The sequence below is a fragment of the Streptomyces sp. JL2001 genome (assembly GCF_050917515.1).
Classification (GTDB): Bacteria; Actinomycetota; Actinomycetes; order Streptomycetales; family Streptomycetaceae; genus Streptomyces.
In genome coordinates this window covers 4,159,429-4,173,059 of sequence record NZ_CP169421.1, presented here as the reverse complement: position 1 = coordinate 4,173,059, position 13,631 = coordinate 4,159,429, and the positions used below count along the sequence as shown (strand labels likewise).

9 protein-coding genes are annotated in these 13,631 nt (G+C 72.5%); 5 read left to right on the top strand and 4 right to left on the bottom strand.

Annotated features, from left to right (window positions below):
- Nucleotides 1–43: 43 nt before the first annotated feature.
- Nucleotides 44–1,405 carry an aspartate aminotransferase family protein gene (locus ACE1OA_RS18635; RefSeq protein ID WP_356603576.1) on the bottom strand — a complete coding sequence of 454 codons (1,362 nt, stop codon included), beginning with the start codon at nucleotides 1,403–1,405 and terminating at the stop codon, nucleotides 44–46.
- Between the two features lie 188 nt (nucleotides 1,406–1,593).
- Here ACE1OA_RS18635 and ACE1OA_RS18630 point away from each other — a divergent pair, with 188 nt between their 5' ends.
- Together ACE1OA_RS18630 and ACE1OA_RS18625 are read left to right on the top strand one after the other, a co-directional pair.
- Complete coding sequence (locus ACE1OA_RS18630) at nucleotides 1,594–2,277, top strand: DJ-1/PfpI family protein (RefSeq protein ID WP_432753094.1); 684 nt, start codon at nucleotides 1,594–1,596, stop codon at nucleotides 2,275–2,277.
- Nucleotides 2,274–2,756: a MarR family winged helix-turn-helix transcriptional regulator gene (locus ACE1OA_RS18625; RefSeq protein ID WP_356603572.1), complete on the top strand. Its 483-nt coding sequence runs from the start codon at nucleotides 2,274–2,276 to the stop codon at nucleotides 2,754–2,756. Before ACE1OA_RS18630 ends, ACE1OA_RS18625 begins: the two co-directional genes overlap by 4 nt.
- Nucleotides 2,757–2,869: 113 nt before the next feature.
- On the opposite strand, the gene ACE1OA_RS18620 is transcribed toward ACE1OA_RS18625, so the two are convergent.
- Nucleotides 2,870–3,760: a glycoside hydrolase family 19 protein gene (locus ACE1OA_RS18620; RefSeq protein ID WP_356603570.1), complete on the bottom strand. Its 891-nt coding sequence runs from the start codon at nucleotides 3,758–3,760 to the stop codon at nucleotides 2,870–2,872.
- Nucleotides 3,761–4,122: 362 nt separating this feature from the next.
- On the opposite strand from ACE1OA_RS18620, the gene ACE1OA_RS18615 reads away from it, so the two are divergent.
- Nucleotides 4,123–7,524: a hypothetical protein gene (locus ACE1OA_RS18615; RefSeq protein ID WP_432753093.1), complete on the top strand. Its 3,402-nt coding sequence runs from the start codon at nucleotides 4,123–4,125 to the stop codon at nucleotides 7,522–7,524.
- 46 nt (nucleotides 7,525–7,570) lie between these two features.
- On the opposite strand, the gene ACE1OA_RS18610 is transcribed toward ACE1OA_RS18615, so the two are convergent.
- Complete coding sequence (locus tag ACE1OA_RS18610; RefSeq protein ID WP_384874657.1) at nucleotides 7,571–8,524, bottom strand: NADP-dependent oxidoreductase; 954 nt, start codon at nucleotides 8,522–8,524, stop codon at nucleotides 7,571–7,573.
- A 155-nt stretch (nucleotides 8,525–8,679) separates the two neighbouring features.
- Between ACE1OA_RS18610 and ACE1OA_RS18605 the strand changes: the two genes are divergently transcribed.
- Nucleotides 8,680–10,218 carry a substrate-binding domain-containing protein gene (locus ACE1OA_RS18605; protein ID WP_384874660.1) on the top strand — a complete coding sequence of 513 codons (1,539 nt, stop codon included), beginning with the start codon at nucleotides 8,680–8,682 and terminating at the stop codon, nucleotides 10,216–10,218.
- Between the two features lie 58 nt (nucleotides 10,219–10,276).
- On the top strand, nucleotides 10,277–12,127 hold the full coding sequence (locus ACE1OA_RS18600; protein WP_356776208.1) for a serine/threonine-protein kinase: 1,851 nt from the start codon (nucleotides 10,277–10,279) through the stop codon (nucleotides 12,125–12,127).
- Nucleotides 12,128–12,236: 109 nt separating this feature from the next.
- Here the strand turns inward: ACE1OA_RS18600 and ACE1OA_RS18595 are convergent, their stop codons facing one another.
- Nucleotides 12,237–13,520 (bottom strand): adenylosuccinate synthase, encoded by a 1,284-nt coding sequence (locus ACE1OA_RS18595; protein ID WP_147978910.1) that lies wholly within the window; start codon nucleotides 13,518–13,520, stop codon nucleotides 12,237–12,239.
- Between the last annotated feature and the right edge of the window lie 111 nt (nucleotides 13,521–13,631).

Sequence of the window (13,631 nt, the reverse complement as noted above, 5' to 3'; positions counted from 1 at the left end):
GGAGGGGACCGCCACGTCCCTCGTGGAGCGCTCTCTGTGCCGGTTACGCGGTGTGCTCGTCGGCGACGCTCAGCGCCGCGTCGAGGGCGGCGAGGCCCTCCTTCGCCTCCGCCTCGGAGACGTTGCAGGCGGGCACGGCGTGGGTGCGGTTCATGTTGATGAACGGCCACAGGCCGTGCTTCTTGGCCGCCGCGCCGAAGGCCGCCATGGGGGCGTTGGCCTCGCCGGTCGCGTTGTACGGGACGAGCGGCTCGCGGGTCTCCTTGTTCCGGACGAGGTCCAGCGCCCAGAAGGCGCCCGTGCCGCGCACCTCGCCGACCGACGGGTGGCGCTCGGCCAGCTCGCGCAGCCCGGGGCCGAGGACGGTCTCGCCGATGCGGGCGGCGTGCTCGACGACCTTCTCGTCCTCCATCACCTGGATGGTGGCGACGGCGGCGGCGCAGGCCAGCGGGTGCCCGGAGTAGGTCAGGCCGCCGGGGTAGGGGCGCTTGTCGAACGTCGCGGCGATCTCGGCGCTGATGGCGACACCGCCGAGCGGCACGTAGCCGGAGTTGACGCCCTTGGCGAAGGTCATCAGGTCGGGCACGACGTCGAAGTGCTCGGCGGCGAACCACTTGCCGGTCCGGCCGAAGCCGGCCATGACCTCGTCGAGGACGAAGACGATCCCGTACCTGTCGCAGATCGCGCGCACGCCGGCGAGGTAGCCGGGCGGCGGGGTCATGATGCCGGCGGTACCCGGGACGGTCTCCAGGATGATCGCGGCGATGGTCGCGGGACCCTCGAAGGCGATCGTGTCCTCCAGGTGCGCGAGCGCGCGCTCGCACTCCTGCTCCTCTGTCGTCGCGTAGAACGGCGAGCGGTAGAGGAAGGGCGCCCAGAAGCGCACGACGCCGGCCGAGCCGGTGTCGGAGGCCCAGCGGCGCGGGTCGCCGGTGAGGTTGATCGCGGTGGAGGTGGCGCCGTGGTACGAGCGGAAGGCGGAGAGCACCTTGTGGCGGCCCGTGTGCAGGCGGGCCATCCGTACGGCGTTCTCGACGGCCTCGGCACCGCCGTTGGTGAAGAAGATCTTGTCCAGGTCGCCGGGGGTGCGCTCGGCGATGAGGCGTGCGGCCTCGGAGCGTACGTCGATGGCGAAGGCGGGCGCGAAGGTGGTGAGCTTCGCGGCCTGCTCCTGGATGGCGGCGACCACACGGGGGTGCTGGTAGCCGATGTTGGTGTAGACGAGGCCGCTGGTGAAGTCGAGGTAGCGGTTTCCGTCGTAGTCCCAGAAGTACGAACCCTCGGCGCCGGCGACGGCGAGCGGGTCGATCAGGCCCTGGGCGGACCAGGAGTGGAACACGTGCGCGCGGTCTGCGGCCTTCACGGCCGCGCCGGCCTGGGGATCGGGAACGACATGAGGGGTCATGTCTCGAGGGTAGGTAACCGCAGGTGGGGCGGGCCATGACCATCCTGTCCACCGAGACCCGGGCCGACCCGACACGTTGCCTCTCCCGGGCCGGAGAGATGCCGGGGAGACCATCATTGACAGCAAGCTGCCACAATGACAGACTGCTGTCATCAAGCACGGCACCGACGTCCCGCAGGAGGCCCGCAATGCCCCGCACCGTTCACCTCGCCGTCTACGACACCTTCGCCGACTGGGAGACCGGGCACGCCACCGCCTGGCTGGCCCGCACCGGCCACGAGATCCGCACCGTGGGCCCGGCCACCACGCCGGTCACCAGCATCGGCGGCCTGCGCGTCACGCCCGACCTCGCGCTCGACGAGCTGGGTCCGGCCGACAGCGCGCTGCTGATCCTCCCGGGCGCCGACCTCTGGGACACGGGCGAGGACCTCGCCCCCTTCGCGGTGGCGGCCCGCCGCTTCCTCGACGCCGGCACCCCGGTCGCCGCCATCTGCGGCGCCACCGCCGGCCTGGCGCGGGAGGGGCTGCTCGACGACCGCTCCCACACGAGCGCCGTCTCCTTCTACCTCGCCGCCACCGGCTACAAGGGCGCCGCGCACTACGTCGAGACGGACGCGGTCACCGACCGGGGCGCCGACGGCGCCGGCGACCTGATCACCGCGGGCCCGACCGAGCCCGTCGCCTTCGCCCGGGAGGTGCTGGGCAGGATGGGCGCCTTCGAGGGCGAGCGGCTCGACGCCTGGTACCGCCTCTTCCACGACTCGGACGCGGCGGCGTACGAGACGCTCCAGGCGGACGGGGAAGAGGCGGCGGACGGAGACGCCCGGCAGCCGGCGGGCACCGCCCCGGACGGCGGGCCGGCCGGATCGTGAGCCGCGACCAGCAGGACGCCCTGTCCCGGACGGCCCTCGGCGTCTTCCGCGTCAACGGCCGGCTCCTCGCCCTGTCGGAGAAGCTGGCCGAGCCGGCGGGTCTGACCGCCGCCTGGTGGCAGGTCCTGGGAGCCGTGCTCCCCGAGCCGCTGCCCGTCGCCGGAATCGCCCGCGTCATGGGGATCACCCGCCAGAGCGTCCAGCGGATCGCGGACCTCCTGGTGGCCCAGGGCCTCGCCGCGTACGCGCCGAACCCCGCCCACCGGCGCGCCAAGCTCCTGACCCCCACCCCGGCGGGACGCGGCGCGATCGACCGGATCGGTCCCGGCCACGCCGAGCTGGCGGCCCGGCTGACGCGCGAACTCGGCGGCCAGGAGGCCTTCGACGAGACCGTCCGCGTCCTGGAACGGCTCGCCCTGGCCCTGGACGCGATCGAGGCGAGCGGTCAGGTCCCGTCTCAGGAGCCCCCCGGCCCCTGAGACGCCGACGGCCGGCGCGGCGGCCCCGCCCCGTGCCCCCCCTCGCCCGCGGGACGCGCGACGGGCCCGGACCGTGGCGGTCCGGGCCCGCGCCGTGCACGCGTCCGCGCGGATCAGCAGTACAGGTTCGCGCCGGTCGGCACGCCCAGGATCTGGGTGAACTGCTGGTACTTGGTCACCCGGCTCTGCACCTGCGCCGGGTTGCGGCCGTCGCACTCCAGCGAGCCGTTGATGGAGCGGATCGTCTGGCCGAAGCCGGCGCCGTTGACCATGGCGTTGTGACCGGTCATCGTGCCGGGCCCGTTCTGGGTGTTCCAGTACCAGAGGCCGGTCTTCCAGGCGACGGCCGGCTCTCGCTCGACGCGGTACGGGTTGTTGAGGAGGTCGATGCCGAGGGCGTCACCCGCGGCCTTGTAGTTGAAGTTCCAGGAGAGCTGGATCGGACCCCGGCCGTAGTAGGCGGCCTGGCCGGCGGGGCAGCCGTAGGGCTGGCTCGTGTCGCAGTAGTGCGGGTAGTTGGCCGTGTTCTGCTCGACGACGTACACCAGACCGCCGGTCTCGTGGCTGACGTTGGCGAGGAAGGCGGCGGCCTCCTGCTTCTTCACGGTGTCGCTGCCGGTCTTGGCGAAGCCGGGGTAGGCGCCGAGCGCGGCGGTCAGACCGCTGTACGTGTAGAAGGAGTTCCGGCCCGGGAACATCTGGTTGAACTGGGCCTCACTGACGACGAATCCGGAGGGGTCGGGGTTCGGGTCGGTCCCGCCGCCGCCACCGCAGGCACCCTCGTCGCGCCACACGTCGGCGGTGCCGGGACGTTCGTTCTGGGTCCACCACTTCGCGTACCAGTTGCGGCCGTTGTACGAGGCGGTCATGCCGCCCGTGTAGACGCTGGAGGAGTTCCAGCCGGCCACGCACGCGGGGGCGGCGCCGGCTGACGCGGGGACGATGACGGCCAGTCCGACGGCCGTACAGAGTGCGGACAGCAGGATGAGCAGGCGTCGCAGCATGCGCGCTTCCTTCCGTGGGGGAAGTCCAGCGAAGCGTCTTTGGTCTGGACCTGTCAAGGTCTAGACCAGAACCGTGACACACGGAACTCCGCGCTCCTCTCCCCCGCAACCGCTCGCACGTGTGCTCCAACAGGCCTGTCGGCAGGGCCCGTTCGGCGGGGAGCAGGTCGAGCCGGCTCGTCCTGCGCTTCGGCGGGCACGGCGGCCCGGCCCGGCCCGAACGATGCGTGCCACCCCGCCGGCCAGGCGGTTGAACGAGTTCGAAATCCTGTACGGAGGGGGCGTGAAGCGCTGTTACGCTCCCCTCGACCTGCGGCGGGGGACGTGGCAGGGGGGAAGAAGGAAACGGGGAGGGAACTCAGTTGGTTCGCCATACCCTCGTGCGGGGCGCTTTCGCCACCGCACTGGGCATCGCACTCACGGCGGGCGGGATGGTGCCGCTCGCGGCACCGGCCGCCGCGGACACGCCGTCACCGCAGGAGGTCGTGGTCCCTCCGGGGTACAAGTCGACCCCGCGGAACGCCTTCGTGTACCAGAAGGAGCAGGCGGCGCAGGGGGACGCCGACTCGGTCGGCTCCGAGGGCGTGTTCCACCGGGAACAGGACGTCAAGGAGACCCTGTGGACCCGCTTCTCGGACGGCAGGAGCGTTCCGATCAGCGAGCCGCAGGACTGGGTCCTGCCCCGGGGCACCGGCACCGACGCCCTGGCGTACGTCCGCCCCGACCGGATCGAACTGCGGTACGCGGACGGCGCCGTGCGCACGATCACCGTCCCGCGGCACCTGACCGGCGCCAAGGTCTACGGCTCCGCGGCCGTCGCCTTCGACACCACGGCGAAGACCGCGCACGTGCTGTCGGCCCGGGCGGACGGAACGACCGGTGACGTCGAGATCGAGAAGCCGGAGACCTTCGCGTACACGACGGCCGCCGGCGGCGACACGCGCTCGATCGTGCTCCCCGGGCCCGTCACCGACGGGAAGCGCCGCCACGCGGTCGTCGACGCGGAGACGGGCCGGCTCCAGGGCCTCACCCCGCCGGTGCCCGCGTCGTACACCCGGGTGAAGCTGTCGCCGAAGCACCTCGCGTTCTACAGCACCGAGAGCACGAACGGCACCGTCCTCGTGGCCTCGCGCACCGACCTCGCGGCACCGCCGGTGAAGGCCGACCTGACCTCGTACGACCTCCCGCTGGACCACCTCGCCGTCGTCGGCGACTGGCTGGTCCTCAACGCCTCCAACGACGTCGTGGCCGTGCCCGTCGCGGGCGGCTCCGCGCCCGTCGTGCTGGTCGCCCACAGCTACGGCATCGCGTCCGGGCCCGACGGCACCGCCGTCGCCGTGGGCGGCACCGGTCCCGCCGACTGGGCCATCAGGCGCATCACGGCGGACGCCGACGGCAAGCCGGTCGTGACGACGGTGAAGCGACTGCCCGGCTTCCCGGGCCACGCGCAGGGCATCGCGCTCGCCCACGGCCGCCTCGCCGTCGTGGACGACAGCGAGTACGACGGCGCCGACCTCGCCAAGGAGTACGTCCGGGACCTCGGCGTCACCGGCGGGGCCCTCACCTACGGGGACCGCTCCGAGCTGACGGGCACCCCGCTGGAGACCTGCCCGGAGAAGGACGCCCTGTGCTCCGAGTACCGGGCGCTCGGCGACGGCCGCTTCCTGCGCCGCCTGGGCGGCTACTTCGTGATCAACGGCCCGGCCAAGGGCGACTTCCAGTCCCCCTACTACGGCACCGGGGCCCGCATCAGGGACGTCAACGGCGCCTACCTGGTCGTCGACGTGCCCGGCACGCGGGAGAAGCAACTGGTCGTCGCGCTCGACGGCGAGAAGGTGCTGGAGGAGCGCACACCGGTCGCCTCCGCCCTGTGGGGCTCCCTGCTGTGGACCGCCGGCACCGACCCCGGCTCCGTCACCGCGAAGGACCTGACCACCGGCCGGACCGTCGAGACCCCGGACACCGGGGCCACCTGCGTGCCGGAGGAACTCCAGGCCGTGGGCCGCTGGCTGTACTGGAGCTGCGGCGCCGACGGCCCCGCCGGGGTCTACGACCGCACGGCGAAGACCTCGCGGAGCGTCCCGGCCGGTGAGGCCCTGCTCGGCGACGGCTACGTCGTCACCCACGACAAGGCCGCCGGGAAGCTCGTCCTCACCGGCGCCGACGGCGCCGCGCCGGTCACCCGGACCGTCGGCACGCTGCCCGACACCGGCGTCTCCCAGCGTCACGTCCGCTGGACGGTCGACCGCTTCGGCGGTCACCTCGCCCACCTCGACGCCGACGAGCAGGTCCACGTCGTCCCGACGGGCATCGGCACCCAGCCGCTGACCGTCCTGGACCGCAAGGACACTGCGGTCGTCCGCGGCAAGGACGAGACCGCCCCGGTCACCTCGGTGACGCTCTCGAAGCCCGCCGGAGCCTGGACCCTGACCGGCCGTCACACGGCCACGGGCCGGGTCGGCGAGCTGGCCTCCGGCACGGAGGCGCGCGGCGTGCTGCGGCCGCTGTGGACCGGCCGGGACAAGGCCGGGGACCTCCTGCCGAACGGCACGTACACGTGGACGCTGACGGCGCGGCCCGCCGACGGCACGGGTGCCGAGGTGCGGCTCACCGGCAGCACCGTCCTGCGCGGCGGGAAGTCCCCCGCCTCCGACCCGTTCACGAGCGTGCCGACCACCCGCGTGATGGACACCCGCGACGGCACCGGCGTCCCGAAGGCCAAGCTCGGCCCCAAGGGGACGGTCACCCTGACCGTCGGCGACGTGGCGGGCGCGCCGTACCACACCACCACCGCCGTCGTGCTGAACGTGACGGCGACGAACGCCACCGCGGCGACGTACGTCTCGGCCTACCCGTACGACACCACCCGGTCGAGCGCGTCGAACCTCAACGTGCCGGCCGGGAAGACGGTGGCCAACCAGGTGATCGTCCCCGTCCGGAACGGCAAGGTCACCTTCTACAACCACGCCGGGAACGTGGACCTGATCGCCGACATGGCCGGCTACTACACGCTCGACGACGTCAAGGGCGCGCTGTACCGGCCCATGACCCCGTGGCGGGCGCTGGACACCCGCAGCGGCCTCGGCGCGCCGCAGAAGCCGGTCCAGGGCGGATCCCGCGTGCATCTGGGCTTCGCCGGCAGCGCGGTGGGCTCCCCCGACGTGACCGCCGTCGTGCTCAACGTGACGGCGACCGGCGTGACCAGGCCGACGTTCGTCGCGGCCCTGGCGACCGGCGCCCCCGTGGTGGGTTCGCACCTGAACCCGGGACAGGGCGAGACCGTGTCGAACCTGGTGGTCGTACCGGTCGTGAACGGGGGGATCGACCTGTACAACCACAGCGGCGCCGTCGACCTCGTCGCGGACGTGGCCGGCTACTTCACCGGGTCGGACCTCGGGTCGCTGTACGAGCCTTCGGCCCCGTCGCGGCTGATGGACACCCGTGACGGCACCGGGGTCGCCAGGGCCAAGGTGGGCGCGAAGGGCGTCGTGACGCTGAACGTCGCGGGCAAGGGCGGCGTGCCCGCCACCGGCGCCACGGCCGTCGTGCTCAACGTGACCGCCACGAACGCGACCGCGGCCACGTTCGTGACCGCGTACCCGTACGGCACCACCCGGACGAGCGCGTCGAACCTCAACGTGCCGGCCGGCCGGACCGTGTCGAACCTCGTGGTCGTACCGGTCCGGGACGGCAAGGTCACCTTCTACAACCACGCCGGGAGCGTCGACCTGATCGCCGACGTCCAGGGCTTCTACGCCGAGTAGGCCCCCGGCACCCGCCCGGTCCGGGCGGGTCGTCCTGACGGTCGCCTCAGATCATCAGGACGATCCGGCCGGGCCGGCGGCCCGCCTCCGCACGGCGGTGGGCCTCGGCGACCACCTCCAGAGGCAGGACGTCGGCCACCCGGGTGACCAGCTCGCGGGCCGCCACCTTGTCCAGGGCCTCCTTGATGCGGCGGGCGTGCGGCCGGGCACGGTCGAACTCGACGCGGATGCCCCTCTCGGACGCCGGGACACGGTCGGGGGCGATGGCGACGAAGCAGGCGTCGTCCTTCAGGGCGGCCAGCATCGGAGCACCGACCAGCGCCCCGTCGAAGACGCCGTCCACCCCGTCCGGGGCGTGCTCCCGCACCTTCCGCAGCACCTCGGCCGGCTCGCCGCGCGTGACGCAGTGCTTTGCGCCCAGGACCTTCAGCTCGCTCTCGTCCCCCTCGTAGGAGACGGCGATGACCTGCAGTCCGGCCGCCGCCGCGAGCTGGAGCAGGAGCCGGCCCACCACGCCGCTGGCGCCCGTGATCAGCAGTGTCGCCCCCGGCGGGAGCCCGAGCTGCTCCAGGCCCTGCGCGGCGGTGATCACGGCCAGGGGCAGGGAGGCGGCGGTCGTGAAGTCCACCTCGTCCGGGATCGGCGCCAGCCAGTCCGGATCGGCCCAGATGACCTCCGCGTACGTGCCGTGCCCCGTCAGCTCCTCGTACCAGGGCACGAAGCCCGCGACCCTGGTACCGACCGGCAGCGGACCGTCCGGGCCCGGCGCCGGGTCGAGCAGCCGGCCCGCGAAGTCCGTGCCGAGGACGAAGGGGGGCTGCAGGCCACCCATCTGGTCGACGTAGAGGCCGGCCCTGATCCGGAGATCCGCCATGGTCACACCGGCGGCCTTCAGCCGCACGCGCACCTTGCCCGGCTCGTCCCCGGCCTCGGGTTCGGGCCTGCGGGTCACTCTGAGGACCTCAGGGCCGCCGTAGGCGGTCACTTCGACGACACGCATGAAGATCCTTCCGACAGGCCCCCTCGTCGCCATTACACCCATGGTCAAACTGCCCCGGCAACCTCTGTCCGGCCACCTGAACGAACGGGGAAATCCAGGTGGCGGCCCCACGACACCGGCCCCTTGTTCGCAGGGGCGTCCGTAGCGTTCCGGCCATGGAGTGGATAACCGCAGAGAACGTCATCGCCGTGGTCAGCGCACTGCTCGGCGTACTCGTCTCGGCCGGTGTCGTGCTCTACGAACGCTTCGTGCAGCGCGGCCGCCGCCTCGGCTACCGCGTGCAGCTCAACACCCCGTTGCGGGACCGCGACGAGAACGCCGGGGACCTGACCGTGCGGTCCGGCGAGATCGGCAGCGCCGACGGCTCCACCCTGGTCCTGCTCCGGATCGAGAACGACGGCCTGCGCGACATCAGCCATGGCGACTACGAGCGCTCCGAGGGCTTCGAGGGCCTGCGGGTCACCTTCGACGACCGGACGGTGCAGGCCGTCGTCGCCACGATCCCGCGCGGCTTCGGACGGGTGAAGCGCAACCTGGAGGCGGACCCGGGGCTGCGCAGGGAGGGCAGCGCCGTCCTGATGCCCAAGGTGTTCCTGGCGCGCAAGCAGTACTTCAAGCTGCTCGTCCTGCTCTCCGGGGCCGTCTCCGCCGACGAGGTCGAGCTCACGGGCACGCTCCGGGAGACCGACGTCCACCGCAACCACAGCCGCAGCGTCGACGACCGGACCCCGACCTTCAGCCCCGCGGCCCGCAACATCACCCTCGTCCTGGCCGCGTGCGTGCTCGTCCTCGCCACGCTCATCGTCCGGCACGACACCCCGCCGCCCATCGGCTGTGCCCGCGGCACGCTGACCGTGACCGGATCGACCGCCTTCGCCCCCGCGGTGCGGGACCTGGCGAAGGAGTACGAGAAGGACTGCGAGGGGGCGACGATCCTGGTGGACGCGCACGGGTCGACCGCGGGGATACGGGAGCTGGCCGAGGACGGCGCGCAGGCCGGGAAGGGCTCGCCGCCGGTCGTCGCGCTGTCCGACGGACGCAAGCCGGCCGGGTATCCGCAGCTGCGGGAGAGCATGGTCGCCGTCTCCCTCTTCGCGCTGGTCCTCAACGACGAGGTCCCGCTGAAGAACCTCTCGCGGGACGCCGTCCGGCGGCTCTACCGGGGAGACGTCGCCAACTGGCAGGAGCTGGGCGGCCCCGACCTCCCGGTCCGGCTGGTCAGCCGGGACGCCAACTCCGGTACGCGCGAGGTGTTCCAGCGCCGCGTCCTGGGCCGCAACGAGCCGGCGAACTCCTCCCGCGACTGCGAGCACCTCGACGATCCCGAGGCCCGGGTGCCGCGCTGCGAGCTCGACAGCACGGAGCAGGTGCTGTCCACGGTCGCGCGGCTGCCCGGGGCCCTCGGCTACACCGAACTCCGCTCCGGCACCGGCCTGAAGGGCCTGCACCGCGTCGCCATCGACGGACGGATGCCGCACGCCGGCGAACTCGACGGACTCGACGAGACCGGCGACTCCCCCTACCCGTACCGGGAGATCGAGTACGCCTACACCTGGGGCCGGCCGCGCGCCGACTCCCTGACCTCCAGTTTCCTCAGCTATCTCGTCCGGGGGAGCGGCCAGGACGTGATCCGCGCCCACGGCCACCTGCCGTGCCAGACGCCCCGGGGCCTGAAGATCTGCGGCGAGGTGTGAGGAGAGGCGCACGCGCGGGGGTGAGCGCGCGAGGACCGGTCTGGCATCCTCTGTTCACGTGGACCCATTGAACGCCGAAGACCCGGTCAGCATCGGCCCGTTCCGCCTGCTCGGGCGGCTGGGCGTCGGCGGCATGGGCAGGGTGTTCCTGGCACGTTCGGCGGGCGGACGCGCCGTCGCCGTGAAGGTCGTGCACGCCGAGCTGGCCGGGCAGGACGAGTTCCGGCGCCGCTTCGCCCGCGAGGTCGCCGCCCTGGAGCGGGTCGGCGGCACGGGCACGGCGCCGGTGCTCGGCGCCGACACCGAGGCCGAACTCCCCTGGGTGGCCGTCGGATACGTGCCCGGCCCCTCGCTGCGCGCGGTCGTCGGCGAGGAGCACGGGCCGCTGCCGCCCGCGAGCGTCCGCACGCTCGCCGCCGGACTCGCCCGCGCCCTCACCCACATCCATGCCGCCGGCCTGGTCCACCGCGATCTGAAGCCGTCCAACGTGCTGCTCACCGTCGACGGTCCGCAGATCATCGACTTCGGCATCGCCCGCGCCCTCGACACCGTCACCGACGGCGGCCTGACCACCACCGGCGCGGTCGTCGGCTCCCCCGGATTCATGTCGCCCGAGCAGGTGAGGGGCGACCGGCTGACGCCCGCCGCCGACGTGTTCTGCCTGGGCTCGGTCCTGGCGTACGCGGCGACCGGACGCTCCCCCTTCGGCGGAACCGACAGCGGCGTCCACGCCACCATGTTCCGCATCGCGCACGACGAGCCCGACCTGACCGACGTACCTCCGGAGGTGGCCGGTCTGATCCGGGCCTGCCTCGCCAAGGACCCGGCGGCCCGGCCCGCGGCCACCGAGCTCGTCGACGCCCTCGACGTCACCGACCCGTGGCTGCCCGCCGACGTACTGGCCCGGCTCGGCCGCCATGCCGCCCGGCTCCTGGAGGCCGAGGGCGAGGCGGCCGCCGCGGCCGGCGACCCCACCCCCGCGACCCCGCTGCCGCAGGGCCGCGAACCCGGCCGCCCCCGCCGCCGGCGCACGGGCCTGATCGCCGCCGCCACCGCCCTCGTCGTGGTGGCCGCGGCGGGGCTCCTGTACACCTTCCGGCCCGACGTCCTCACGGGCCGCGACGAGCAGAGGAACAAAGCGCGGGACACCACCGGCCCGGTCTCCGCGCGCCCCGCCGGCATCGTTCCCGCCGCCTTCCTCGGCGCCTGGGAGGGCACCCTGGAGGGTTCCGCGGAGCATCCCCGCGAGACCATCCGGCTCGAACTCACCCAGGGCGCGGCCGGCACCAAGACCGCCGTCTACGTCCACGTGACCGAGGACCGGCTGTGCATGGGCCGCAGCCGGCTCGTGTCGGCGGACGAGGACAAGGTCGTCCTCGGCGAGTCCGACGTCACCACCAGCGTGCCCCCGCAGCGCTGCACCCCCGCCGCCCACCAGACCCTCGCGCTGCGGTCCCCCGAGGTCCTGGAGTGGAGCTCCGGCGCCGCCAAGGCCACCTTCCACAAGGCGCGGACCGGCTCCGAGATCGTCCCGGCGAAGCTCCTCGGCACCTGGAAGGTACGCAACGCCCCGCAGATGTACGGGCCGAACGCCGACCGCTTCACCGACGTGATCACCCTCACCCAGGGCCCCGTCGGCTCCGCCGTCTTCCGCTACGAGCAGGGCTATCCCCGGACCGACGAGGACGGCGACCTGACCTCGGAAACCGTCAGGTGCTCCTACACGGCGCTCCTCGCCGGCTCGGGCACCCCGCTGGTCGTCGGCCCGCACCAGCGCGAGGCGGGCTCGGCCCCCGAGTGCGCCGACTCGATCGCGAGCTATCTCTCCCTGGTCCGCTACAAGGGCGAGGAGAGACTTCTCCTCTACCCGATGACCGACAGCGAGCCGGGCGAGTTCTTCCGCCAGTAGATCCTGTCCCCGGCCGGCGGCGCACCCGGCGGGACATGCGCGAAGGCCCGCCCCCACGACTGTGGGGGCGGGCCTTCGCGCATGAGCCGTCCGCGCGGACGCGGACCGGCTACAGGAAGGAGTTGATCTCGATGGTCTCGGTACGGCCGGGGCCGACGCCGATCGCGGAGATCGGGGCACCCGACATCTCCTCCAGGGCCTTCACGTAGGCCTGCGCGTTCTTCGGCAGGTCGGAGAAGGTCTTGGCCTTGGTGATGTCCTCGGACCAGCCCGGCAGCATCTCGTAGACCGGCTTCGCGTGGTGGAAGTCCGTCTGCGAGTAGGGCAGCTCCTCGACGCGCTTGCCGTCGATCTCGTACGCGACGCAGACCGGGATCTGCTCCCAGCCCGTCAGCACGTCGAGCTTGGTGAGGAAGAAGTCGGTCAGGCCGTTGACGCGGGTCGCGTAGCGGGCGATGACCGCGTCGAACCAGCCGCAGCGGCGGTCACGGCCGGTGGTGACACCCCGCTCGCCGCCGATGCGGCGCAGCGCCTCGCCGTCCTCGTCGAACAGCTCCGTCGGGAACGGGCCGGCGCCGACCCGGGTCGTGTACGCCTTGAGGATGCCGATGACCCGGCTGATCTTCGTCGGGCCCACGCCGGCACCGGTGCAGGCGCCGCCCGCGGTCGGGTTCGACGAGGTGACGAAGGGGTAGGTGCCGTGGTCGACGTCGAGCAGCGTGCCCTGGCCGCCCTCGAAGAGCACGACCTTGTCGTCGTCCAGCGCCTGGTTGAGGATCAGGGTGGTGTCGGCGACGAAGGGCTTGATCTGCTCCGCGTACTGGAGCATCTCCTCGACGATCTGCGCGGCGTCGATGGCCCGGCGGTTGTAGAGCTTGGCGAGGAGCTGGTTCTTGCCCTCGAGCGCCGCCTCGACCTTCTGGGTGAGGATCGACTCGTCGTACAGGTCCTGGACCCGGATACCGACGCGGTTGATCTTGTCGGCGTAGGTCGGGCCGATGCCCCGGCCCGTGGTGCCGATCTTGCGCTTACCGAGGAACCGTTCCGTCACCTTGTCGACGGTGACGTTGTACGGCGTGATCAAATGCGCGTTGCCACTGATGAGCAGCTTGGACGTGTCCACGCCGCGCTCGTTCAGCCCGCTCAGCTCGGAGAGCAGGACCGCCGGGTCGACGACGACACCGTTTCCGATCACCGGGGTACACCCCGGCGAGAGGATTCCGGAAGGGAGAAGGTGCAGTGCGTACTTCTGGTCGCCGACGACGACCGTGTGGCCGGCATTGTTGCCGCCCTGGTAGCGCACCACATAATCAACGGATCCACCGAGGAGGTCGGTGGCCTTTCCCTTGCCCTCGTCACCCCACTGAGCACCGAGCAGCACAAGTGCGGGCACAGGCGTACACCCCTTCCGGGCGGGGCATGTCCAAGGTCAGGGGGCCGACGCCGCCTCACCGGTGTGCCCCGGAATAGACGAAGCCCCTGGCGCAATAGCGCAAGGGGCTCT